The following is a 24,813-nucleotide window of genomic DNA, read 5'->3' as shown; positions in this document are numbered from 1 at the left end:
TGGAAGGAAGCGTTTATGGTTTTTTGATTTCATCTGCGTGCATCGGGCCGCGAAGCATGCGCTGCTCCGAGGTGCTCCACAGGTAATCGGCCCAGGTGAGCTCGGCCTTGCCGCCCACCGGCGCCAGGTAGACGGTCTTGAAGGGGGCCCGGGTCCGGGAAAAGGCCCGCTTGGGGATACCGAATTTGCGGATGATGTGTCCGTTTCCGGCCAGCACCACCATCTTTCCGGGGCCTGTATTTTTGGCCACGGCCTCAGCCATGGCGTCTTCCCAGGTGCATTGGGCTTCATAGAAGTAAGTGAACTTTTCCCGGCCCCGGATGGTGTGCATGTTGAAAATTTCCTCCACATAGGCCCGATGGTCGGCATCGGTGGTGTCGATGGTGCGCGGCAGGTGTCGGCGGTCATCGGCGGACAGGTTGTCGATGCCGCCCACGCTGATTCTGGCGGGGATGTGAAATGGCACGTTCAGGCCCACGACCCGAATTCCTTTTTCCTTTGCAAATTCCAGGATGTCGCGGTACAGGTCAAAATCAAAGCGCCAGTTGGCGTACCAGTGGGTCTTCTCGATGAAATCGGTTGTTTCCAGTTCACCGCTTGTCCAGCGATCCAACACCGGCTGGTAGGTGTGATCGAACATCTCCATGCCGATGACCAGGTGCGGTGTCGTTTGCACCAGTGCTTTGATGATATCCAGTTGAATGGCGTGGTGAACCGGGTTGGTATGGCTCTCTCCGACGTAGACCACCTCGGCCGTGGTCAGGTCGGCTATCAATTGTTCACGGGAGACCACCGAACCTGTGGCGGTATTCAAGATGGTGTTTTCCATCAACCGGTCCGGGATGCCCTTGACGGAGAGGCTTTTCGGTGCAACGGCGCACCCACCGGCATAAAGCATCACCAGCGCCGCAGAGGCCATCAGAAGCCGGTGAGCCATATGGTGCTTTGGGCGGACTTGTTTTTCATCGCAGGATAGCGTCATGGGTCAATGGGTCCCAAAGGTGTGAGCGCAAGTGAAACTCAAGAGCGAGCTGCTTTTCCGTAAGGCTTTTGTTCCGTGGTACGACACCGAACCGGCCATCGTGCTGACCCTGACCTTTGCCCTGGTGGTGCTCCTGTTCAGCATGGCCGGTATAGCCGCAGCTCTGGATACACCCGACTACAAAGAGTACGTCTGGGTTCCCTGCCTGTTGGGGGTCCTGTCCCTGGCCGTCACCATTTCCACGCTCATCCGCCTGATCAGAAGAGATTCTGCCGGATCGATCTGAATCGCTCTTCAGCCCCGGCGTGTGCAGCCGCCCTACTGGCCCTTTTCCATAAAGCTCTTGAAACTCATGCTCCGGTAGCTGTCTGTCCCTATAAATTTCAGGATTTTCAACATTTCGTCGGGGGCGATGTAGCCGGGACGGTTGGCGATCGGGTCACCAGTTTCGGATATGAAAAAAGTGTTTGGCAGCCCCTGAACCTTGTATTTTGCCGCGATCGCCTGCTCCTTGTCCGAATTGACGCTGATGGGAATAAAATTGCGGTTGACGTAGGCGATGACCGTGGGATTTCGAAAGGTCTCTTTTTCCATCTGAGCGCAATATCGGCACCAGTCTGAATTAAAGAACAGGAACACCTTCTTGCTTTCGGTTTCTCCCCGCTGCCTGCCTTCGGCGTATGAAAACCATTGGATTCCATCGTCGGTCTGGGCCGCCGCAGCATCGACAGCAAGGGTAAGCAGGGCGACGATCAGCGCCAGGGGCATTGCCGTCGAAATGAATCGTTTTTTCATGGGTTCATGTTTCCTATACGCTGATCAGATTCAGTTTGTTGGTAACCAGCAAAAGACCTAAAATCAGCAGCAGCACGCCTGCGGTTAGGTTAATATACCGTATCGACCATGACGCTTTCTTTATAAAGGTCATCAATCGATCGACGAACAAGGCCAGCACCATAAAAGGTATCGCCAATCCAGCGGCATAAATGGACAGCAGTCCGATACCATTGGCCACCGTTTCCTGGTTGCCCGCCACAATGAGAATGGACCCCAGCAGCGGACCGATGCACGGGCTCCATCCCGCCCCGAAAGCCATTCCCACGAAAAAGGTACCCAGAAAATGCAGTGGTTTTTTCCGCACCTGGAGGCGCCGCTCGAACTCCAGCGATCTGAACCGGATCAGTCCGGTCATGTGAATACCGAAAAGGATGATCATGATTCCGCCGATGATCCGTATCCATTCCCGATATCTGAATATGGCCCCCCCGATGAGTGAGGCGGATGCCCCCATAAGAATGAAAACCAATGAAAAACCAAGAACATAGCTCAAGGTTTTCCGGATGACTTGCACCCGGACAGCGGTGGTCCGGGCACCGGTCAATTCATCCAGTGAAAGCCCGGTGATAAAGGTGAAATAGGCCGGGATCAGTGGCAGAATGCACGGAGAAAAAAAAGAGAGTACGCCAGCGAGCAGCGCTGCCGGGTACGAGATCGATTCTGTGAACATGCGTCAGCTTGACCTCCGGCTCAGTTAGCATCAAAAACGACGTCTATCTGCTGGTGAGCCGCCAAACCCTTGGCGGGTTACAATAAAAATGGGTCTGTCGGCGCACAGACGGCGGCTGCCTGCAGCCCTGAAAACAGAGAATCCATGCATCGACCCAAATAATAAGCAGGTGAAACCAATTCGGCAAAGCAGGGCATCCAACCCAACGGTGGATGGCTGCTTCAGGTATGCGTCCGGCCATTGGCAAAATTCTTGATCATGGCCTCCCCCAACTCCTTGGAACGGTTGGTAGCCGCTTCCACGGCGTTGATTAGTGTCGTGCGCAGCCCACCTTTTTCCAACGTATGAAGGCCGGCGATGGCTGTACCGCCGGGTGAGGTGACCGAGTCTTTGAGTTGGCCGGGGTGGGCATTGGTTTCCAACAGCAACTTGGCCGCACCCAAAATGGTCTGGGACGATAGGAGCAGGGCGTCTTTTCGGGAAAGGCCCACTTTGACGCCGGCATCGGCCAGGGCATCCACGATCATGAATATGTAGGCCGGTCCGCTGCCGCTCAGACCGGTAATCGCGTCCATCAAATCGTTCTCCTTGAGAAAAATCGTTTTCCCCACCGAATCGAAAATCGCCATGGCCAGTTTAACGTCTTCCTTGGCCGCATGGCCGCCGGCGGCGACGGCCGTGGCACCTTCACGGACCGCCACGGCAACGTTGGGCATGACCCGGATCAGACGCAGGTCTTTTTTGAGCAGCGACTCGATCGCCGCCAACGGAACACCGGCGGCAATCGAGATGATCAGCTTGCTCATGTCCAGGTATTCGGCCGTCTCCTTGAGCACGCCGGCCATAATCTGGGGCTTGATGGCATAGATGATGATATCGGCCGCCTTGACCACCGCGACATTGTCCGTGGTGGTCACCACCTGGTATTTTTCCCGTACAGGCGCCAGCTGACGTTCGCTGGCATCGGAGCAAATGATGTTTTCGGCCCGGGTCGCACCGGATCGGATCAATCCGTCAATCAGGGCATTGCCCATGTTGCCGGTGCCGATCATACCGATTATTTTGTTGTTCAACATGGATCCGATCTCCTTTTGCGCTGAGGTGGTGGCAGATAGTTCACCTACGTTTTATGCCTTTGCTGTGTCAAGTGAAATCATCGGTTGGCTGCGGGCGTCCAGGCGGCAGGCAATCTGGACAGCGGTGCACGCCGCCTGCCAATCGATTGCCCGTTCGCGGTTCACGGGCCGGTGATGTCTGGACGTCCGGGCGGGCTTGACAAGCGCGGTTATTGGCTGTAATGGTTTGACCATTACGTTAAATGGTTTAACCATTCCGCCGACCCGCTGACAACGGGTCCGGGAGGGATCAAAGGCCCGTGCCATGTTTAAAGCAGCCAAGCAAAACCGGATTTTTCAGGATGTGGTGGAACAGATTCAGGAGACTATTCTTGCGGGAAGGCTCAAACCCGGCGAAATGTTGCCCCCTGAGCGGGAGCTCAAGGAGATGCTCCAGGTCAGTCGGGGCACCTTGAGAGAGGCCCTGCGGGTGCTCGAGCACAAGGGCCTTATCGAGATCAAGCTGGGCGTGGGAGGGGGGGCCGTTGTGCAGGATGTCAGCTATGACCAGATCAATGAAAGCCTGGCGCTGCTGATCCGGTATCAGAAAGTCTCATTGCAGCATCTTGCGGAGTTCCGCGTGGGTGTGGAGGGGCGCGTGTCAGCCCTGGCGGCAGCGCGTGCGGTGCCGGCGGATATACTTCGGTTGAAATCCCTGCTGGAAACGGCCCGCCGGTTCGCTGCAAAGGGGAGCGATTTCCAAAAGGAATTCGTCGAGGTGGACAAGAAAATTCATCTGGCCCTGGCTGAGATTTCAGGCAACCCGGTATACATCTCCTTGCATCATACGGTCCATGACAACATCGACCAGTACTATGAAAGTTTTTTGTCCATGAAGCAGCGCGAGTTGGAGGAAAATCTCGCCGATCTGGGCAGCATCATCGATGCCGTGGCGAAAAATGAGGTCGACGCGGCGCGGCAGCTGGCCGAAGCCCACGTCCTGCGATTCAATCATTACATGGAAAACCGGGAGGTATAGCGGTCATGTCGATCAAACGCATTCAATCTCATCCCATTGTGGATGTTCCGGAAAACGATGCGGTCTCCTTTGTTTGGAATGGCACCCGCCTGACCGGAAGGGACGGTGAAATGATCTCGTCGGCGTTGTTTGCCAACAATATTCACGTATTTGGCCATCACCACAAGGATGGCAGCCCACAGGGACTGTTCTGCGCCAACGGACAATGCGCCCAGTGCATGGTCATCGCCGACGGGGTTCCGGTCAAATCCTGCATGACCCCCTTGAAAGCGGGGATGGCGGTACAATCTGTGGAAGGCCTCCCCTGCCTGCCGGAAGTCAGGCAGAAGCCGGTCCTGTCGCCGGCGGCGGAAAAGTCGGTCCCGGTATTGATTATCGGGGGAGGGCCTGCGGGATTGAGTGCAGCCATCGAACTGGGAAAACTGGGTATTGAAACCCTGATCATCGACGACAAGGACCGCCTGGGCGGCAAGCTGGTTCTGCAGACCCATAAGTTTTTTGGTTCCGTGGAGGACTCCCACGCCGGGACACGGGGTTTTGAAATCGGAACCATTCTGGAGGCGCAGCTGCGGGCGCTGCCGTCGGTTGAGGTCTGGCTGTCGTCCACCGCCGTGGGGGTCTTTTCCGACGGTATTGTAGGGGTGGTACAACACAATGTCTACCGTAAAATACGTCCACAAAAGCTGCTGGTGACCACCGGGGCCCGCGAGAAAATGCTCTCCTTTCCGGGCAATACCCTGCCTGGTGTTTACGGTGCGGGGGCGTTTCAGACGCTGGTGAACCGGGATCTGGTCAAATCCTCAGAACGCGTACTCATCGTCGGCGGAGGCAATGTGGGGCTGATTGCCGGGTACCATGCCATCCAGGCGGGAATCCATGTGGCGGCACTGATCGAGGCCCTGCCCCAGGTGGGCGGTTATAAGGTTCATGCGGACAAGCTGATGCGGCTGGGCGTTCCGATTCACACCCGGCATACGGTGGTGGCCGCCCACGGTCAGACGCATGTGAACAGGGTCACGATTGCGGGGCTGGACGACGCCTGGCAGATTGTTCCCGGTAGCCACAAGCGCTTGGATGTGGATACCGTTTTGATAGCCGTGGGTCTGGCCGAGGTCAACGAATTCTATCTGAAAGCCAAACAATGGGAGATGGATGTTTACGCCGCCGGTGATGCCCAGGAGATCGCCGAGGCCTCGGCTGCCATGTTCACCGGCAGGATCGAAGGGTTGAAAATTGCAAAAGCCCTGGGACGCTACCTGGGTGGGATCCCGGCCGAATGGGACGAGAAGGCCACTATTCTAAAATCCCGGCCGGGAAAACCCATGCATCGCGAACCGCCGCCGGGTGAGGCGGGGGTGATGCCTGTCTTCCACTGCCAACAGGAGGTGCCCTGCAACCCCTGTACGTCCGTATGCCCCGAAAGGGCCATCCGCACCGAAGGCGACCGGATCACCGGGCTGCCCTACTGGGTGGAAGGCAGCCTGTGCCAGGGATGCATGGCCTGTGTGGCCATCTGTCCGGGACTGGCAGTCACCTTGGTGGACTATCGCAAGGATCCGGATCACCCGACGGTTACCCTGCCCTACGAGATCCGGCGTGAGCAGGTGGAAAAGGGCCAGCGTGTGCCGGTGACCGATGGCGACGGGGCCATCCTCGGTTATTACCCTGTCCAGCGGGTGGTGGCCAACCGTAAAAAATACCCTGGCACCCTGCTGATCAAAGTCAAAATGGAGCGGGCGGCGGCCAAACGGGCCGTCGGCATCCGGGTTCAGGAGGCCCAGGTGGATCCTGCTTTCATCTACGAGAACGCTCCCCTGCCGGATGAGGCGGTGATCTGCCGTTGCGAGCGCATTTCCGCCGGCGAGATCCGATCAGCCATTCGCAGCGGTGTAAGGGACATCAATCAGATGAAGGCGCTGAACCGGGCCGGCATGGGGGCCTGCGGGTCGAAGACCTGCCGGCCGATGATCTGGCGGATTTTCCAGGAAGAGGGGGTGGATCTGCAAAGGGTCACCGACCGGGTGGATCGCCCCCTCTTCGTGGAGGTCGCCCTGGGGACGCTGGCCGGAGAGAGGACGGGTGACCGGGATGCATAACGTGGATGTCATTATTGCAGGGGCCGGTTCGGCAGGTGTCCCCACGGCAATGGCCCTGGGAGCGATCGGGGTGAAGACCCTGGTGGTTGACGCGAATGCGTCCCCAGGCCAGGGGGACAACAAACGGGCCATCGGCGGGATCCGGGCCACCCATTCGGATCCTGGTAAAATCCTCGTGGGCCTGCGTTCGCTTGAGATCTTCTCCACGTGGAAAGAGACGCATGGCGACGATATCGAATGGTTCAGGGGCGGTTACCTTTTTCCCGTGTACCGGGATAGGGAGGCAGGTGCCCTGATGAAGCTTTTGCCCCTGCAGAAGCGCTTCGGTCTGAACATTGACTTCATCGATCCGCGGCAGCTGCGCCGAATCGTTCCGGGCATTGATCCCGATGATCTGATCGGCGGCACTTTCTCTCCGGATGACGGTTCAGCTTCACCGTTGCTGGCTGTCAACGCCTTTACCCGAAAAGCGCTTGAAAATGGTGTTCGATTCCATTTTAATGAACGCATAAACACCCTGCTGGTGGAAAAGGGTCGGGTGGTGGGGATCGGGACGGACAAGGGAATCTATCGGGCGCCAGTGGTCGTTGATGCGGCCGGGGCCTATTCCCGGCCGCTTTGTCGACGTGCGGGCGTGGACATCCCGGTGGTTCCGGACTCCCACGAAGGGGCCATTACCGAACCTGTGGCCCGCATGTTCACCTGCATGGTGGTGGACCTGCGGCCTGGTCCGGGGTCGAAGAACTACTACTTCTACCAGAACATTCATGGCCAGGTGGTGTTCTGTATCACCCCCGATCCGCCCATTGTGGGTACCGATACGCGCGAAACATCCGTATTCTTGCCCCAGGTCGCCGCCCGTATGGTGTCCCTGATTCCACGTTTGAAGACCCTGCGGGTGCGGCGGGTATGGCGTGGGTGCTATCCCATGAGCCCCGACGGAGCGCCCATTGTCGGTTGGAATCCTGAAATCGAGGGCCTGTTTCATGTCACCGGTATGTGCGGGCAGGGCTTCATGCTGGGGCCGGGCATGGGTGAACTGGCCGCGCGGATGATCGTCGCAAACCCATCCGAGCAGGACAAGACCGCCATTGAACTTTTTTCTCCGGCCCGGCAGTTTTCTGAAGTCCGCGAGGAACTTAAATAGCGTAAAGAAACGAAATTTATCAAGGAGGAACTCAATGACCCCCATGAACACCACCACCGTCAAGACCCAAACCTATCGGCGGCATGATGTCGATAAAGGCTACACCAATCAGTATCTGGATGTGAATTTGTCAGCCGGCAGCATTGCCACCGGCTCCATCGATGAGAAGATCAAAAAAACTTTCATCGGCGGAAAAGGTTTCGACTTGTGGCTGCTATGGGATGCCGTCCAAGGCGACGACAAATGGAACGACCCGCAAAATGCCATCTGCATCGCTTCGGGTCCCATGGGGGGCACTCCTGCCTATCCCGGTTCGGGCAAAAGCATCGTGACCTCGATCTCTCCGCTCACCGGTTCGGTGATCGATTCCAACGTGGGCGGCTATTTCGGTCCTTACCTCAAGTTTTCCGGATTCGACGCGCTTCGGATTACCGGAAAGGCAAAAAACGATGCAGTGGTGTTCATCGACGGTATCGAAGAGAAGGTTGAAATCCTGCAGATCTCCGGATTGCCTGAGGATGCCTATGCACTGTCCGCGGTGCTGACAGACCATTTCTCCAAAGGCAAAAAGGTTGGGATTTCGGTGATTTCCGCCGGCCCCGGGGCGGCCAATACGCGCATCGGCTGTCTGAATTTTTCCTGGTATGACAACGCCCGCAAGCGGGTGCGTTACAAACAGGCGGGGCGCGGGGGTATTGGAACGGTGTTTGCCGACAAGGGCATCAAGGCCGTGGTGGCGCGCTGGGAACAGGTTTCCCTGAAAACCAACAACCCCGCCGATCTGGAGGCGCTCAAGGCGGTGGCCAGGTGCCACGCTAAAGAAATCGCGGAACTGGATCCCAAACAGAACGAAATGGCCCGCCTCGGCACGGTCCATTTGGTGCCGATCATGAACGATTTTGATCTGCTGCCCACCAACAACTTTCAGTACGGTTCGCATTCAAAAGCCTCGCTTATCGGCCGGGAGGCCTTTGAAAAGCTGTTCGATCCGGGTTATGACGGCTGCTGGAAGGGCTGTACCGTGGCCTGTGCCCACGGCGTCAAGGACTTCGTGCCCTATACCGGTGCATACCAAGGCCGCAAGGTTTTCGTGGACGGGCCTGAGTATGAGACCATCGCCGGCTGCGGCTCCAATTTGGGGATTTTCGACCCTTTCACCATCCTGGAGATCAACTTTTACTGCGATGCCTATGGCCTGGATACCATCAGCGTGGGTACGGGCATCGCCTTCGTCATGGAGTGTTTCGAGCGGGGGCTGATCAACCCTGACCACACCGGCGGCATGGACCTTTCTTTCGGCAACCGCCTCAACGCGTTGGAACTGGTTCACCAGATGGCCGCCGGCAAGGGCTTCGGTGCCATCGTCGGGCAGGGCATTCGCCGGATGAAGGCTATATTTGCCGACCAATTCGGCGCCGACCCGGCCATGTTGCAGGATATTGGCATGGAGTCCAAGGGGCTGGAATTTTCAGAATACATGACCAAGGAATCCCTGGCCCAGCAAGGCGGATACGGCCTGGCGCTCAAGGGTCCCCAGCATGACGAAGCCTGGCTGATTTTTCTGGACATGGTCCACAACTTCATGCCCACCTTCGAACAGAAGGCCGAGGCCTTGCACTGGTTTCCCATGTTCCGCACCTGGTTCGGCCTGTGCGGCCTGTGCAAGCTGCCCTGGAACGACATCGTCCCCGAGGACAACAAGGATACCCTCGAGCCGGCCAAAGTCATGAAACATGTGAACTGGTATGCCGAATACTATACCGCCGTGACCGGTGAGAAAGCCACCCCCGAGGACCTGATTGTCATGAGTGAGGCGGTCTATAACTTCCAGCGCGTCTTTAACCTGAAGATGGGCTACGGCACCCGGGACCACGACACGCTGCCTTATCGCGCCGTGGGTCCGGTTACCGCGGAAGAGTATGCATCCCGGCAGGACCGCTACGACGGCGAGCTCACCGAAAAGTACGCTTTGGACGTCGCGGGCAAGGATACCGCCTGGAAAGTGGCAGCGCTCAGAAAACGGCGCGAAGCCCAGTATGAAACGCTCAAGGATGCGGTATACCAGCGCCGTGGATGGACGGCCAACGGGATCCCCACGGTTGCGACCGTTAAACGGCTGGGCATTGATTTTCCCGAGGTTCTGGCGGTGTTGGCTGCAAACGGGGTGAAATAAATGGTTTATGTCGGCGAACAGGCCTTGCCCTGGCAGGAGGGGATGACCGTCGCCAGCCTGCTTGGAAAACTGAAGGACGGCCATGTCTATGCCGTCGTAAAACTGGATGGCAAGCTGGTTTCCCGGCCCCATTTCAGCACGACGCCGGTATCCGACGGTGCCCGGGTGGCGCCTGTGCCCATGATCGCCGGCGGATAGCGGTCCCCTCTCTTTGTCCTGTGCACGCGGCCGATCAACCATGCCGCCGGCGGTTTTAGAAAACGCGGGCGGCATGCCATTTCGGGGATCCAAACACACCCATGGTTTTTCATGGGAACCCTCCAACCCCATGAAAAACCTTGACTTATCCGAGTAAAAGGTCGTATTTTCCCCCTGTCGTGACCCGGTGCGCCCTTTGGCGTGTCGGTCAACCCTTTAGCGTCGAGGACAATTATTAAATGTACATCGCGGGCTACTTTCTGATGGCGGCAGCCAAGGTCATGGATGTCGTACTGCTTTTCTTCATGTGGATAGTCATCTTCCGGGCGATCCTCTCCTGGGTCAATCCGGATCCCTACAACGCCATTGTTCGATTTATCAACAATGTTACTGAGCCGATACTCTACCCGATCCGGTCGAAACTGCCGATTAACTTTGGGGGGATCGATTTTTCTCCCATCATCGTTCTGCTTGCGGTCATTTTTTTGCGAACCTTCGTCGTCAATAGCCTTTTGCGCTTGGCTGCCGGGCTCATTTAATATCAAACAGACAGGGACGCTGGCATGAAATTAACGCCCTTGGACATTCAGCAGCAGCAATTCAAGGTCCGATTCCGGGGATTTGACGTGCGTGAGGTGGACCGGTTTCTGGAGCAGGCCGCCGATGCCTTTTCCGCCATTCAGGACGCCACGAAGCGGCAGGAGGAGGAGATTCGCCGCCTGAAGCTCGAAAAACAGGGTTACAAGGAGCGGGAAGAGACCTTCAAGCGGGCCATGCTCAACTCCCAGAAAGTCCTGGAGCAGATGAAGGAAAATGCCCGAAAATCGGCGGAGATCATCATCGCCGATGCAGAGGTCAAGGCCGAAAAAATTCTCAATCGGGCCCACAGCCGTCTCTCTCAGCTCCACGAAGACATTGCCGAACTCAAGCGCCAACGGGTCCAGATAGAGGTGCAGATCCGGGCCATCATCGACACCCACACCAAGATGCTGGAAATCGGGAAAGAGGGCATGGACGCCCTTGACGCGGAAGACACCAAAATCAAGGTGCTTAACAAATAAACGCGGGATCGGCCGCCGCCGGCGATCATGCGTCGGCAGGGCATGGTTCAGGTGCGCTGCCGACTGGTCCTCGGCTGCTGATTTTAAATTACTACCGGGAGACGTATATGGCCAAGATCGATGCTTTTTTCAAGCTCATGCACGAACAGAATGCCTCCGACCTTCACCTGCTGTCCGGCCAACCTCCTGCGCTGCGCATCCACGGCGACATCGAACGGGTGAAATACAAGGTGCTGGACAACGACGACCTTCGCACCATGCTCTACGAGATCACCCCCGAAGATAAAGTCAAGCGTTTCGAGGAAACCGGTGATGTGGACTTCGGTTATGAGATTGCCGGTCTGGCCCGTTACCGTGCCAACTACTTCATGCAGAAGAACGGGATCGGGGCCGTATTCCGCGAAATTCCCAGCACCATTATGACCGCCGAGCAGCTGGGGCTGCCGGCGGTCATTTCCAAACTGGCATCGCTTCCCCGCGGACTGGTAATTGTAACCGGTCCCACCGGTTCGGGCAAATCCACCACCCTGGCCGCCATTATCGATGTGGCCAACAGAACCCGCAGCGACCATATCATCACTGTTGAGGACCCCATTGAGTTTGTTCACAAAAGCCGGAATTGTCTGGTCAACCACCGCGAGGTGGGGCTGCATACCAAATCTTTTTCCGCCGCCCTGCGCGGTGCCCTTCGGGAGGACCCGGACATCATTCTGGTGGGCGAAATGCGGGATCTGGAGACCATCTCCCTGGCCATCGAGGCAAGCGCCACCGGCCATCTGGTGTTCGGCACCCTGCATACCACCAGCGCGCCCAAAACCGTGGACCGCATCGTCGAAGTGTTTCCTGCCCAGGAACAGGCCCAGATCCGCTCCACCCTGGCCGACGGCATCCGGGCCATCATTTCCCAGACCCTGTTCAAGCGCATCGACAAAAGGGGCCGTGTACCGGCCCTGGAGATTCTCATTGCCACCCCGGCCGTTCGCAACCTGATCCGTGAATCCAAATCCCACCAGCTGCCTTCCATGATGCAGACCGGTAAAAAATACGGCATGCAGCTTCTTGACGACGCCATAATGGATCTATACAGCAAGGGGCGGATCAGCGCCGAGGATGCCTACACCAAGGCAAACGACAAGGGCCGTTTCCGGCCGCTGCTCAAATCGCCGCCAACGGATTTTACCGAAGCATGACGTGACAGTGGCCCAGACCCCAATGGCCGCCATTGAAGGGAAACCATGAAAAAGCAGGAAGTCGATCATATTCTGACCCGGATGCTGGATTCGCACAGCAATGTTTCCGACCTCAATCTTACCGTGGGAAAACCGCTTCAGGTGGAAAGCTCCGGTGAGCTGGTGCCCGTTGAGATCAAGCCGGAAATCAAGGAACTGACCCCCTTCCAGACAGAGGCGTTTGCCTTGAACCTGATCAGTGGGGACCGTCGCCTTACGGAGACCTTGATAAAGACCGGCTCCTGTGATCTCTCCTATTCCCTGCCTGGAAAAGCCCGCTTCCGCATAAACATCTTTTCGCAGACGGGCCACTACTCAATCGTCTTGCGGAAGCTGGAGTCCAAAATCCCCACGATTCGGGATCTGAACCTTCCGGACACGTTTTACAAGATCGCCAAGGAACTCAACGGCATTGTTTTCGTTACCGGTGCCACTGGTTCGGGCAAGTCCACTTCCCTGGCGGCGATTCTGGAAGCGGTCAACGAGGCTCGATCCGTTCACGTGGTAACCCTTGAAGATCCCATCGAATACCAGCACCCCCACAAGAAGGCCACCTTCAACCAGCGTGAACTGGGCACCGATTTCGACAATTTCGCCAGTGGGCTCAGGGCGTCCCTTCGCCAGGCTCCCAAGGTCATTTTGGTGGGCGAGATGCGCGATCGGGAGACGGTCGAAATCGGACTGAATGCCGCCGAGACCGGTCACCTCGTGCTGACCACCCTGCACACCGTCGATGCCGGGCAGACCATCAACCGTATTCTGGGCATGTTTCCCAACGAAGAGGAGAAACAGATCCGCATCCGTCTGGCCGATACCGTACGCTGGATCGTTGGTCAGCGTCTGCTTCCGAAAATCGGCGGCGGCCGGGTGGCCGCCTTCGAGATCCTGGGAACCAACCTGCGGGTCAAGGACGCTGTTCTAAACGGTGAGTCGGAAGGCAAGACCTTTTATGAAATCATGGAAGCGGGACGGCCATTCGGCATGACCACATTCGACTACTATATCGTCGGATTGTACGAGCAGGGGCTGATCACCCAGGAGACCGCCCTGACGTATGCGTCGCAAAAGGGTGTGGCCGGCCGCGGCATCGACAAAGTTAAGAGCGCCCGGGGCGAATCGACCACAGATATTGACAACCTTGAGATAGACCGCCACTACGACAAGGTCTGATTGCCGGCCGGCAGTCGCCTCGAAGACGGAAAGGATCGGTTGAAAAGCATGGAAATTATCTGTGAAAGCTGCCAGAGCAAGTTCAGGATTGCCGATGAAAAGCTCCCCAAGGATAAAACGGCGTTCCTGAAATGCCCCAAATGCAAAAATCGCATCAGTGTGGCGCCGGTGGCCAAGGATGCCGGCGGAACCGGTCAGCCGGACATCGAGGAGGACTTTTTTTCCTTTGACGAGGATGAAAGCGATGGCTACGATGCGTCGGACAAGCCCTTTGATTTCGTGGAGGAAGAGGGCAAAACCGCGCTCTTGTGCGAACTGGATCCCATGCTGAAAAAGACCATCCTGCCGGTGCTGGATGTTCTCGAATATCATGTCACCGAGGTCACAAACAGCCGTGAAGCATTAAAAAACATGCGCTACCACAGCTACGACCTGATTGTGGTCAATGAGTATTTCGATGCCAAGAACCCCGACGCCAACGGGGTGTTGATTTATCTGGAGCGCCTCAATATGTCCATACGCCGAAATGTCTTCGTCGCCTTGATCACCCGTCGATTTCGCACCATGGATCATATGGCGGCGTTTCAAAAGAGCGTCAATATAATTGTGAATGTGGACAATATCTCCGATTTCGACAAGATTCTGAGACGGGGCATGGCCGACTTCGGTATTTTTTACCAGGCTTACAAGGATTGTCTCACCTGATGCGTCTGTTCCTTGACCATCCGCGCCTCCGATTCTGGAAACAATCACCATGAGACCCTCCGGGAAATTTACCTGCGCGGCCTATCGCCAAGAGATGCTGCTGCTGGGGTGGAAGCGGCAGCTGGAAGCGCCGGGGCTTGCGGAAACGGAACGGATTCGGCTTGCCGAGAAAATTCGCGAATTGGAGCGCCAGATGGGGATGGATTGAAACATGGCCGCCACCACGCATCACCTTGCTCCCAACCTGTATCTGATCGCATTAACGCCCCCCATCATCGGATTCCAGGGCTTTATCGGTGCCTGGCTGGTGGCTGGGCCGAATGCGGTTTATCTAGTCGATGTGGGGCCTGCGGCAACGGCGGACCAACTGGTCGATTCGATCTCCGGGTTGGGCGTGGATCACCTGGATTACATCTGCCTGACCCATATTCATCTCGACCATGCCGGTGCGGTGGGCCATCTGACCAGACAGTTCCCAAATGCGAAGGTGGTTTGCCATCCCAAGGGCATTGCGCATATCATCGATCCGGAGCGCCTCTGGCAGGGCACGGTGAAGACCCTGGGAGAGACCGGCCGCGCCTACCGGCGGATGCTGCCGGTGGACCCGGCAGCCATCGCCACTGACGGGCAAACGGCAGCGGCACCTTTTCAACTGCTGGACACCCCCGGCCATTCGCCGCACCATTATGCCATCGCAGCCGAGGGTTGTCTGTTCGCTGGAGAAGCCGGCGGCGTGTGTCTGGCGCTGCCATCGGGAGATTTCTACCTGCGTCCGGCGACACCACCACGGTTTTTCCTGGAAACTTCATTGGCCAGCATCGATAAGCTCATGGCTGTCGGCCCCGGAGCCTTGTGCTACGGGCATTTCGGAATGCGCAAAGACGGGACGAATATGCTGGCCAGGCACCGGCAGCAGTTGAATCTCTGGCACGAGATCCTTTCCGGCGAAGCCGTCCGCGGAGGTATGGATGAGGCCAGGATCGCCAACCACTGGGTGGATCTGCTGTTGGCGGCAGATCCGCTGCTGCACGGGTTTTCACAACTGGCACCCGCGGTACAGGCGCGGGAGCGGGGTTTCCTCCTGAACAGTGCCAAAGGATTTGCCGGTTATCTGGCCAGCCTGGAAGATAGCCCCATTTCTAATTTTCAATGGTGAACGCGGACCCAATGGATTCGGTCTTTTTTTTAGCGTCCGAATACCTGTATTGAAAATTACGAATTACGCATTCATCATTGCCCTTTCAGGCTGTCACTGATGATCCGGAGCCCCTCGAGGGTCAGGGAAGACTCCACCTTTTCGATGCTCATGGCTACATTGGCCATCAGCGGCGCGAGGCCTCCCGTAGCTAGCACCATGGGCACCGTATCCATCTGCGCCTTTATCCGACCGACAATCCCGTCCACCAGGCCGGCATAGCCGAAAATTATTCCGGATTTGATGCTGCCGGCGGTATCCTTGCCCACCACGTTTTCCGGCGGTTCGAAGATCTCAACCCGCGGCAGCTTGGATGCCTCACGGAACAGGGCCTCGGAGGCGATCATGATGCCCGGGCTGATGGCACCACCCAGGTATTCCCCCTTTTCCGAAACCACGTCGAAGGTGGTGGCCGTACCGAAATCGATAATGATCAGGCTTTTGCCATACTTGTGGTAGGCAGCCACCGAGTTGACGATGCGGTCTGCTCCCAGTTCAGCGGGGTTGTTGATCAAAATGGGCATGCGGCTGTACGAACGGGCATCCACCCACCGTGGGGCATGGCCTAAATATTTCCTGCAGAAAGAGTCAAGTATGGTGACCATGGGAGGGACAACACAGGAAATGACGGTTTGTCGGATGGATGCGGCATCGATTCCGCCGATGGCGAAAAGGCCGGTGACAATGACGTTGAACTCGTCTTCCGTCGTTTTGCGTTCTGTCCGGATCCGCCAATCCTTGATCAACGCTGTTTTGCGATAAATTCCCATAACCGTGTTGGTGTTGCCCACATCGATGACTAGCAGCATAATCGTCTCTACCTTAATGAGTAATGGTTACAGAAAACTGTTTTGGATTGAACCGCGACAGCGAGCACATTCCCCGCTCCTTGCCGCGGGGAGGGTTCAATCCAACTGCCCGGTGTACACATTTTTGGAGGGGGGCGGTCGTCATGGAATCACGCCGGAGGTGATGGCGTTGACAATGGCAAGGGTGATCCGGGTACGGGCGACATCGTGAACCCGCACCATGTGGACGCCCTGCATGGCAGCTGCCGCCACTGCTGCCTGGGTGCCGCGGGCCACTTCCGTGCCCAGCGGATCCATCTCCTTTGCACCCGGTTTTTTGAGCAGTTGGCGAATAAACATTTTGCGCGACGGGCCGATAAGCAGCGGGGCGTGCAGGTCATGAAACCGGCCCAGATTGCGGATGATTTTAAGGTTGTGGTGAATCGTTTTGCCGAAGCCGATTCCCGGATCGAGAATGATGGCTGAGCGATCCACACCCGCCTTCACGGCCATGTGGACGGCATTGGCAAGAAATGCCTTGATGTCGGCGATCAGGTCTTCATAAACCGGGTCAACCTGCATGGTTTTGGGGGTGCCTTTCATATGCATGAGAATCAGGGGCACCCGGCATTGGGCGGCTGTGGCGGCCATCTGCGGATCCATTCGAAGGGCACTGACATCATTGATCAGGGTCGCACCGGCTGCCACGGCCTGGCGGGCCACGGATGCTTTGGTGGTGTCAATGGAGATGGGAACAGACACCCGGCTGGAAAGGCCTTCGATTACCGGCAGGACGCGATCCAGCTCTTCCGATTCACTCACCGCGTCGGAAAAGGGACGCGTGGATTCACCGCCGATGTCCAGAATATCCGCGCCTTCCTCGACCAGTTGGATGGCCTGGGCCACGGCCCGTTCGCGCGAGAAAAAATGACCGCCGTCAGAAAAAGAGTCCGGGGTAACGTTGACGATGCCCATGATCAGCGTGCGCGGCCCCAGCTCCAGCGTTCGTGCTCCACAGGTAATCGTGGCGATTGGTATTGGCGCGGTCATTTGCGTAGTGGGGTAAGGCAGCTGCCCGGTTCCTGGTGCATTTTAAATGCGGTCTTCCCGTGATTTACCATGGAAGGCCGCGTTTCAGGGTGGTTTGGGCTCACATCCGGTTGCACTTATTGCGGTTCACTTTTTTTTCCGCTATCCGATGGTCCTGGTGCCTCACCTGCGGAAGTATCGGTCTTTCGTGTGTCTGCGTCAGCAGCTGCGCCGGATGACGCCGAACTCTTTTCACTCGGCGGCTCCTCCCTGTCGGCGGGTTTTTCAGGAAGCTGGATGCCGGGCCGCACCTGAAGGATCAATTCATCCAGTTCGGCACCCAGGATGGTCTCTTTCTCCAGAAGCTGTTTGGCCAGTTTGTGCAGTACGTCGATGTGTTCGGTCAACACGGATCTGGCACGTTCGTACGAACGCATGACCAGACTGTTGACCTCTTCATCGATTTTTCTGGCGGTCTCTTCCGAGTAGTCACGGTGCTGGGCGATTTCCCTGCCCAGAAAGACCTGCTCTTCATTCTTGGCAAATGAGAGCGGCCCTAAGGCTTCACTCATGCCCCAACTGCGAACCATTTGTTGAGCCAATTCGGTGGCTTTTTTGATGTCGTTGGAGGCACCTGTGCTGATACGGCTGAAAACAATCTCTTCAGCCACCCGGCCGCCGAAGGCGATGGCCAGTTCGGCTTCCAGCTGGTCCTTGTAGCGAAAGTCCCTTTCTTCGGGCAAAAACCAGGTTACACCGGCGGCGCGCCCGCGGGGGATGATGGTGATTTTGTTGACCGCGTCGGTGCCGGGAATGAATCGCGCCACCAGAGCATGACCGCCTTCATGATAGGCCGTGGTCAGCCGGTCCTCTTCCCTGATTACCTTGGATTTCCTTTCGAGCCCCATGTATACCTTGTCCTTGGAGTCCTCGAAATCCATCATGTCCAGCCTTTCCTTGTCCCGTTTGGCTGCCAGAAGAGCGGCTTCATTGACTAGGTTTTCCAGATCCGCGCCGGAAAAGCCGGGAGTGCCTTTGGCCAGCACCACTGGATTCACGTCAGAAGCGATGGGGGTGCGCTTCATGTGCACCCGCAGGATCTTCTCACGTCCCTTGATGTCCGGCAGCGACACCACGACCTGGCGGTCGAATCGCCCGGGGCGCAGCAAAGCCGGATCCAGCACATCCGGCCGGTTGGTGGCGGAGATCAAAATAACGCCTTCGTTGGACTCGAACCCATCCATCTCGACCAGCAGCTGATTAAGGGTCTGCTCGCGCTCGTCATGGCCTCCGCCCAATCCCGCCCCGCGGTGGCGCCCGACGGCGTCGATCTCGTCAATGAAGATGATGCACGGAGCATTTTTCTTGCCCTGGACGAAAAGATCACGCACCCGGGAGGCCCCAACGCCCACAAACATTTCCACAAAATCCGACCCGCTGATGCTGAAGAAAGGCACACCGGCCTCTCCGGCGATGGCCCGGGCCAAAAGGGTCTTGCCGGTACCCGGGGGGCCCATGAGCAGTACGCCCTTGGGAATGCGGCCACCCAAACGGGTGAATTTTTTCGGATCTTTAAGGAACGCGACGATTTCCTCCAACTCCTCCTTGGCTTCATCGATGCCGGCCACATCTTCGAAAGTGACTTTTTCCTGCTGGTCGGAGAGCAGGCGGGCCCTGCTTTTACCGAAGGACATGGCCTTGCCGCCGCCGCTTTGCATCTGGCGCATGAAAAAAATCCAGACGCCGATGAGTACGATCATGGGGAACCAGGAGACCAGCACCGACATGTACCAGGGCGATTCGGCCGGTGGTTTGGCATTGATACTGACGCCCTTGTCCTTCAACCGTTGAATCAAGGCAGGATCCTGGGGAGCATAGATCCTGAAGTTGCTGCGGTTGAGGTCAGTGACCCGGATCTCCTGGCCCTGGATGACGACCTCGGAGACGCGGTCGGCCTCTACCATGGCCAGAAACTCCGAATAGCTGATTTCGTTCTGGGCGAGCTGCTGCTGATTGAACAGGTTGTAAAGCATGACCATCATCAAGGTGATGACCAGCCATAGGGCCAAGTTCTTGTAAAATGGATTCAAAAGCGATTTCCTCCTCGAGATGCTTCATGACCGCAAAGCGTTTTCCGGATTTTGAGTTAGGCTCATATTAACCATCATCGGTTGTCAAGCAAGAAAAATTCAACCTTGAGGACCTGGGATGTGGCGGTGGTTACTTTAACGTGATCGTCGATGCGCTGCCCCACCAGCCAGATGATGCGACGCCGGTCTATCAATACCGGGGCCATGGATCTGGCCTGCCGGGGAATCCGGTGGTCGATGAAAAATTTTTTCAGTTTCTGGGATCCCTGCGCCCCCAAGGGAGTGAAGCGGTCGCCGGCTTTTGGGGGGCGAACGGCCAAGGGCAGGGACAGCCGGCCCATATCGAAATAGGCCCGGTTCAGGGGTACCCCGCGCCAGCGGGGCAGCTGGTGCGGCTGGCAGAGCGAGAAGTGCAATTCTATGCCCATGGCTGGTATCTTTACAGTGGCGGGAAAAGGACCGCCTACGGGCCTTTCCGGCGATGACTCGGTTGCATGCTTCCGCCTGGCAGCCGTCCGGCGACGATCTCCTGTCACCGACAGCTCGAGCCGATCATCACGTCGACGGACGCGGATCCCGCTGGGCAGATGGATCTCCTTTGCATGGCCGTCGATCGTCAACAGGTGGAGCACCGACTGGATGTGTGAAAAACTGATCCGCTGCAGGGAGCCGGTGAGATCCTGAAGCGCCATTCGAATCAAACGCCGGGCCAGAGCGGTGTGAGCCTGACGCACCCTGTCGGCAGAGAGCGCGATGATTTTTTTTTCACGCGACAGCAGCGCTTTTTCATATGACCTTGACGTCAGCCCGTCAATCCATGTCTCCTCGGTGCGCATCAAATCGGCCAAACGGTTCAGATGTTCCTCGATTCGCGGGTTGTATTCCGATGCAAGCAGCGGCAGCAGACGATGTCGGATGCGATTCCGCATCAGACGGAGGTCATTGTTGGAGGCATCCCGTACGCAGGTGATGTTTTCTTCCTTGACATAGGCTTCGATCTGTGAACGGCGGGCATTGATCAGGGGGCGGATGATATGGTCGTCCCGCACCGGAACGATGCCGGAGAGTCCCCGAGGCCCGGCCCCGCGCAGCAGGACCATGAGCATCTGCTCGGCATTGTCATCCTGATGGTGGCCAAGGGCCAGTTTGTTGCAGCCGGTGTTGCGCATGATTGTATTAAAAAACGCGTAGCGCACCCGGCGGGCGGCTGCTTCCAGGGAAAGCCCCAGCTGTTGTTTTACCTTTAAAACGCGGGCGCGTCCGATATGACAGGCAAGCCCCAATGCCTCCGCCGCCTGTTGCACTACCTGAGCATCCCTGTCCGCCGATGCACCCCGAAGGCAATGATTCAGATGGGCCACGTCCAACCGGATTTCCAAATCGGGTGCCAGCCGGCTGAGCAGGTGGAGCAGCGTCATGGAATCGGGGCCGCCGGAAACACCCACCAGCACCCGATCTCCCGGCGCCAGCATCTGATGGGTGGCCAAGGTTTTTTCGACCGTGGCCAGAAGGTCATCCGGATCAGATGGTGTTGAGGATGGTGGCATGAATCAGTTCGGCGTTTTTCCGATCCCAGTAGCCCAGATAACCACACCTGACCGACACCTCCGTCATGTCATAACGAATGGTGCTGATTCTCACCGTCACCGGAGATCCGTCGCTCCGATGGGCCTTGATGGTGGTTGCGCTGGCCGTCTGGGTTTTCTCGTCGATGTCGATCTGCAGGTGATCCAGGCTCTGGATAACTGCGGTTTCGGTGTGAGCGAAGTCCTTCGCGAAGGAGCGACTCAATTCTCCCTTGACCCAGGTGTACACCCCCGCACCGGCCCCGGCACCGACAATGATGGCCGCGCAGCCGGCTGAAAACAGCAGGGCCAGCGACAAGGTGATGGCAATGATGTTTCGCACCCTTTGGGCTCCTTTTGGATCTGAAGGCAGCTTTGTTCTCAACAAGCAACCATGGTCTGATCTATTGCATGCCGCAGGGGAAGTCAATACCGCATACCTGACGGCGCGCGGATTGACCGGCAACCCTGCCGTTGACAGAAGCGGTTCACTTAGCTCTTGAAAAAGAAGCCGGGATCATATTAAGGTTGCCCCGGTTGTGCTAGGCGGGGAGCCAGCGGTGCCCTTTACCCGAAATCCGCTTCACGCGGGGCTGAATTCCCCTTTTAGGGTTAATCCCGAGAAAATAGGGTCATTTTGACCGGCCGCCGCGCAACAGACGGTCTCGAACCTCGTCAGGTCCGGAAGGAAGCAGCGATAAGGGATGCAGTCTGTGTCGTGGATCGATCCCGGTCATGTTGTGGCCCCAACTTTTCGGATCAGCTCGACGGGGGGTGCACAACCAACTCATCCATACACCGCCCGCGATACTTTCAACCCATCAAATTTACAATTGATTATTATTAGTCGGACAAGGCCGGACTTGTCCTTGACAAGCTATCATCTGGTCTTATTTTTTGTCAACTTTGCGGACCCGTTCGTATCCAAGCGCATAAAATTATAGTGTTTCGGTCCGATTGGGAACCCACCGACCGCAAGATGAGAAAATCCAGTTAAACGGGAGACACAGGAGCTGATGGCAAACAAGAAGAAAATAGTTGTTGATGAAGAGAACGATGGCGCAACCCAGCAAGCCCCATCGACGCCTTCGGAACCTGAAAGTGCCGCTGATGAAGCGCAGGATGCGCCTGATCCGCTGGAGGAGATGGCGGTCAAGCTGGCTGCCGCCCAGGTTGAAGCCAGTGAAAACCGGGACCGCATGCTGCGCATGGCCGCCGAACTCGACAACTACAAAAAGCGGGCTGCCCGTGAGTTGGAGGATCTTAAGAAATACGCCACCGAAAATCTGATCCGACAAATGCTCACCGTGGTCGACAATCTGGAGCGGGCCATCGCTTCAGCCAAATCGGATAACGAAAACGGACAGAGCCTGGTCAATGGGGTTGCCCTGACCCTGGCCGAGATCAACAAGATTCTTGACGGACACCATGTCAGCCCCATCCAGGCCTTGGGAGAGCCCTTTGATCCAGCTTTCCACCAGGCCATGTGTCAGGAGGAGTGCACCGATCAGCCGCCCAATACGGTGGTTCAGGAGTTCCAAAAGGGATATTTAATTCACGACCGGTTGCTTCGCCCCGCCATGGTGGTGGTTTCAAAGGCCGCCCAGAACGGGGATTCCACAGCAAAGTCGGTTGATACCAACGCGTAATTCATCATCTTATTAGGATCGTCGAAGGTAAGGAGGAATATCAGATGGGCAAGATTATCGGAATTGATCTCGGGACCACCAACTCATGTGTGGCCATCATGGAGGGTGGCGATGCCAAAGTGATTACCAACCCGGAAGGCGGACGAACCACACCGTCCATTGTGGCCGTCAGCGAAAGCGGTGAGCGGATGGTGGGGCAGATCGCCAAGCGGCAGGCCATCACCAACCCGGAGAATACGGTTTTTGCGGTCAAGCGGCTCATCGGCAGAAAATTTTCGTCTTCCGAGGTCCAAAATGACATTAAGAACCTCCCTTACCATATCAAGCAGGCCGAAAACGGTGATGTTCGCATCGATCTGAGGGGCAAGCTTCACAGCCCGGCGGAAATTTCTTCGTTCATTCTGGCGTACATCAAAAAATATGCGGAGGACTACCTGGGAGAGACGGTCACAGACGCGGTCATTACTGTACCGGCATATTTTAACGACAGCCAGCGGCAGTCCACCAAGGATGCGGGTAAAATCGCCGGCCTCAATGTTTTGCGCATCATCAACGAACCTACCGCCGCTTCACTGGCCTATGGTTTGGATAAACGCAAAGAAGAGAAGATCGCCGTGTTCGACCTGGGTGGCGGTACTTTCGACGTCTCCATTCTGGAGATTGGCGAAGGGGTTTTTGAAGTCAAGGCCACCAACGGGGACACCCATCTTGGAGGTGAGGATTTTGATCTGCGGTTGATCAATTATTTGGCCGATGAGTTCAAGAAAGACCAGGGCATCGACCTGAGAAATGACAAAATGGCCCTGCAGCGGCTCAAAGAGGCGGCGGAAAAAGCCAAGATGGAACTCTCCTCGTCTATGGAAACCGATGTGAACCTGCCATTCATCACTGCGGATGCCAGTGGCCCCAAGCATTTGAACGTCAAGATTACCCGGGCCAAACTCGAGGGCCTGGTTGCCGATCTGCTGGACAAACTGGAGTCGCCCTGCCGGACGGCGCTGAAAGACGCCGGCCTGTCCATCGGGGAGATCAATGAAGTGATTCTGGTGGGCGGCATGACCCGTATGCCCGCGGTCCAGGATCGGGTAAAGCGGCTTTTTGGCAAAGAGCCCCATCGAGGCGTCAACCCCGATGAGGTGGTGGCGCTGGGTGCGGCTATTCAGGGCGGTGTGCTCAAAGGTGACGTGAAGGATGTGCTCCTGCTGGATGTCACGCCGCTTTCGCTGGGGATCGAGACCCTGGGTGGTATCATGACGCGGCTCATTGAAAAGAACACAACCATCCCTACACGTAAAAGTCAGGTCTTCTCAACGGCGGCGGATAGCCAGCCGGCGGTTTCCATTCACGTGCTTCAGGGAGAGCGCGAAATGGCTGCCAACAACAAGACCCTGGGGCGATTTGAGCTGGTTGGCATACCGCCTGCCCCCCGCGGCGTTCCCCAGATAGAAGTGACTTTTGATATCGATGCCAACGGAATTGTCAATGTGTCCGCCAAGGATATGGCCACGGCCAAGGAGCAATCCATTCAGATCACGGCCTCCAGTGGTCTTTCCAAGGAAGAGATCGACAAGCTGGTCAAGGACGCCGAAATGCACGCGGATGAGGATAAGAAGAAAAAGGAGCTGGTCGAAGCCAAGAACCACGCCGATACGCTTATCTACAGCACCGAAAAATCTCTCAAGGATCTTGGGGACAAGGTGGATGCCCCAACGCGCAGCAATATCGAAACCGCTTCAGCAGCCCTGAAGAAGGCCATGGAAGGCGAAGACGTCAAGGAGATCCAGCGGCTTAGCGAAGAGCTCACCCAGGCATCTCACAAGGTGGCCGAAGCCATGTACAAGCAGGCTTCGCAGTCGGGAGCCGAGGGACCGGGCGGACCTGAGGGGGATGCGGGTGCGGATGCCGGATCTACAGGGGCTGACGACGACGTGGTGGACGCCGATTTCGAAGAGGTTCAGGACAAAAAATAGACCTGGGGCGCCGGGATGAGGCCGCACCCTGTGCCCATGATGATAAAACCCGCACCGGCTTGAAGGGTGCGGGTTTTTTTTGTCCGGATAATCGGCACCGGTTGGTTCCGGATTCGGCGGGGATTGACGGGTGCGATCCGGCGGGTCGAGCTCAGATCTGGAAGC

The 24,813-nt window shown here is 57.0% G+C and carries 24 protein-coding genes and 1 other RNA gene; 16 read left to right on the top strand and 9 right to left on the bottom strand.

Annotation, left to right across the window (positions count from 1 at the left end; translation table 11 throughout):
• Positions 1-13: 13 nt before the first annotated feature.
• On the bottom strand, positions 14-937 hold the full coding sequence (locus R6V78_RS19680) for a ChaN family lipoprotein (RefSeq protein WP_410291094.1): 924 nt from the start codon (positions 935-937) through the stop codon (positions 14-16).
• Positions 938-1,013: 76 nt separating this feature from the next.
• Here R6V78_RS19680 and R6V78_RS19675 point away from each other — a divergent pair, with 76 nt between their 5' ends.
• A complete protein-coding gene (locus R6V78_RS19675; RefSeq protein WP_410291093.1) occupies positions 1,014-1,268 on the top strand; it encodes a hypothetical protein in 255 nt (84 codons plus the stop codon).
• A 32-nt stretch (positions 1,269-1,300) separates the two neighbouring features.
• Here R6V78_RS19675 and R6V78_RS19670 read toward each other — a convergent pair whose 3' ends face one another.
• The 3 genes from R6V78_RS19670 to proC form a co-directional block, all read right to left on the bottom strand.
• A complete protein-coding gene (locus R6V78_RS19670) occupies positions 1,301-1,777 on the bottom strand; it encodes a thioredoxin family protein (RefSeq protein WP_410291092.1) in 477 nt (158 codons plus the stop codon).
• Positions 1,778-1,790: 13 nt separating this feature from the next.
• On the bottom strand, positions 1,791-2,489 hold the full coding sequence (locus tag R6V78_RS19665) for a cytochrome c biogenesis CcdA family protein (protein ID WP_410291091.1): 699 nt from the start codon (positions 2,487-2,489) through the stop codon (positions 1,791-1,793).
• Between the two features lie 221 nt (positions 2,490-2,710).
• On the bottom strand, positions 2,711-3,565 hold the full coding sequence (gene proC, locus R6V78_RS19660; protein WP_410291090.1) for a pyrroline-5-carboxylate reductase: 855 nt from the start codon (positions 3,563-3,565) through the stop codon (positions 2,711-2,713).
• A 304-nt stretch (positions 3,566-3,869) separates the two neighbouring features.
• Here proC and R6V78_RS19655 point away from each other — a divergent pair, with 304 nt between their 5' ends.
• From R6V78_RS19655 to R6V78_RS19600, 12 genes are all read left to right on the top strand, one after another.
• The gene (locus R6V78_RS19655) at positions 3,870-4,583 is read left to right on the top strand and encodes a FadR/GntR family transcriptional regulator (protein ID WP_410291089.1); all 714 of its coding nucleotides are present in this window, start codon (positions 3,870-3,872) and stop codon (positions 4,581-4,583) included.
• A 5-nt stretch (positions 4,584-4,588) separates the two neighbouring features.
• A complete protein-coding gene (locus tag R6V78_RS19650; protein ID WP_410291088.1) occupies positions 4,589-6,679 on the top strand; it encodes an FAD-dependent oxidoreductase in 2,091 nt (696 codons plus the stop codon).
• The gene (locus tag R6V78_RS19645; RefSeq protein WP_410291087.1) at positions 6,672-7,826 is read left to right on the top strand and encodes an NAD(P)/FAD-dependent oxidoreductase; all 1,155 of its coding nucleotides are present in this window, start codon (positions 6,672-6,674) and stop codon (positions 7,824-7,826) included. The genes R6V78_RS19650 and R6V78_RS19645 overlap by 8 nt, the downstream gene beginning before the upstream one ends.
• A 34-nt stretch (positions 7,827-7,860) precedes the next feature.
• Positions 7,861-9,999, top strand: a complete 2,139-nt coding sequence (locus tag R6V78_RS19640; protein WP_410291086.1) for an aldehyde ferredoxin oxidoreductase family protein — start codon at positions 7,861-7,863, stop codon at positions 9,997-9,999.
• Positions 10,000-10,197: a MoaD/ThiS family protein gene (locus tag R6V78_RS19635; protein ID WP_410291085.1), complete on the top strand. Its 198-nt coding sequence runs from the start codon at positions 10,000-10,002 to the stop codon at positions 10,195-10,197.
• A 239-nt stretch (positions 10,198-10,436) separates the two neighbouring features.
• Positions 10,437-10,736, top strand: coding sequence for a YggT family protein (locus tag R6V78_RS19630; protein WP_410291084.1), 300 nt, complete (start codon positions 10,437-10,439; stop codon positions 10,734-10,736).
• A 24-nt stretch (positions 10,737-10,760) separates the two neighbouring features.
• On the top strand, positions 10,761-11,258 hold the full coding sequence (locus tag R6V78_RS19625) for a DivIVA domain-containing protein (protein ID WP_410291083.1): 498 nt from the start codon (positions 10,761-10,763) through the stop codon (positions 11,256-11,258).
• Between the two features lie 107 nt (positions 11,259-11,365).
• Positions 11,366-12,448, top strand: coding sequence for a type IV pilus twitching motility protein PilT (locus R6V78_RS19620; RefSeq protein ID WP_410291082.1), 1,083 nt, complete (start codon positions 11,366-11,368; stop codon positions 12,446-12,448).
• 45 nt (positions 12,449-12,493) lie between these two features.
• Positions 12,494-13,657, top strand: a complete 1,164-nt coding sequence (locus tag R6V78_RS19615) for a type IV pilus twitching motility protein PilT (RefSeq protein WP_410291081.1) — start codon at positions 12,494-12,496, stop codon at positions 13,655-13,657.
• Between the two features lie 48 nt (positions 13,658-13,705).
• Positions 13,706-14,362, top strand: a complete 657-nt coding sequence (locus R6V78_RS19610; RefSeq protein ID WP_410291080.1) for a zinc-ribbon domain-containing protein — start codon at positions 13,706-13,708, stop codon at positions 14,360-14,362.
• Positions 14,363-14,411: 49 nt separating this feature from the next.
• Entirely contained in the window at positions 14,412-14,570 is a 159-nt protein-coding gene (locus R6V78_RS19605) for a hypothetical protein (RefSeq protein WP_410291079.1), read from the top strand.
• A 3-nt stretch (positions 14,571-14,573) separates the two neighbouring features.
• The gene (locus R6V78_RS19600; RefSeq protein ID WP_410291078.1) at positions 14,574-15,518 is read left to right on the top strand and encodes an MBL fold metallo-hydrolase; all 945 of its coding nucleotides are present in this window, start codon (positions 14,574-14,576) and stop codon (positions 15,516-15,518) included.
• Between the two features lie 74 nt (positions 15,519-15,592).
• Here the strand turns inward: R6V78_RS19600 and R6V78_RS19595 are convergent, their stop codons facing one another.
• The 5 genes from R6V78_RS19595 to R6V78_RS19575 all read right to left on the bottom strand — a co-directional run bounded on the left by R6V78_RS19595 (position 15,593) and on the right by R6V78_RS19575 (position 21,372).
• Entirely contained in the window at positions 15,593-16,366 is a 774-nt protein-coding gene (locus R6V78_RS19595) for a type III pantothenate kinase (RefSeq protein ID WP_410291077.1), read from the bottom strand.
• Positions 16,367-16,507: 141 nt separating this feature from the next.
• Entirely contained in the window at positions 16,508-17,395 is an 888-nt protein-coding gene (folP, locus tag R6V78_RS19590) for a dihydropteroate synthase (protein WP_410291076.1), read from the bottom strand.
• 116 nt (positions 17,396-17,511) lie between these two features.
• Positions 17,512-19,464 carry an ATP-dependent zinc metalloprotease FtsH gene (ftsH, locus tag R6V78_RS19585; RefSeq protein ID WP_410291075.1) on the bottom strand — a complete coding sequence of 651 codons (1,953 nt, stop codon included), beginning with the start codon at positions 19,462-19,464 and terminating at the stop codon, positions 17,512-17,514.
• A gap of 74 nt (positions 19,465-19,538) precedes the next feature.
• Positions 19,539-21,011: a tRNA lysidine(34) synthetase TilS gene (tilS, locus tag R6V78_RS19580; RefSeq protein WP_410291074.1), complete on the bottom strand. Its 1,473-nt coding sequence runs from the start codon at positions 21,009-21,011 to the stop codon at positions 19,539-19,541.
• Complete coding sequence (locus tag R6V78_RS19575) at positions 20,986-21,372, bottom strand: DUF3568 family protein (protein ID WP_410291073.1); 387 nt, start codon at positions 21,370-21,372, stop codon at positions 20,986-20,988. Before R6V78_RS19575 ends, tilS begins: the two co-directional genes overlap by 26 nt.
• A gap of 194 nt (positions 21,373-21,566) precedes the next feature.
• Here R6V78_RS19575 and ffs point away from each other — a divergent pair.
• The 3 genes from ffs (at position 21,567) to dnaK (ending at position 24,648) form a co-directional block, all read left to right on the top strand.
• Positions 21,567-21,811: signal recognition particle sRNA large type (gene ffs, locus R6V78_RS19570), an RNA gene on the top strand.
• A 234-nt stretch (positions 21,812-22,045) separates the two neighbouring features.
• Complete coding sequence (gene grpE / locus R6V78_RS19565; protein ID WP_410291072.1) at positions 22,046-22,678, top strand: nucleotide exchange factor GrpE; 633 nt, start codon at positions 22,046-22,048, stop codon at positions 22,676-22,678.
• Between the two features lie 44 nt (positions 22,679-22,722).
• A complete protein-coding gene (gene dnaK, locus R6V78_RS19560) occupies positions 22,723-24,648 on the top strand; it encodes a molecular chaperone DnaK (RefSeq protein ID WP_410291071.1) in 1,926 nt (641 codons plus the stop codon).
• Positions 24,649-24,813: the final 165 nt, after the last annotated feature.

The organism is Desulfosarcina sp., assembly GCF_046496365.1.
Lineage (GTDB): Bacteria > Desulfobacterota > Desulfobacteria > Desulfobacterales > Desulfosarcinaceae > Desulfosarcina.
This window is presented reverse-complemented; position numbering and strand designations above follow the sequence as displayed.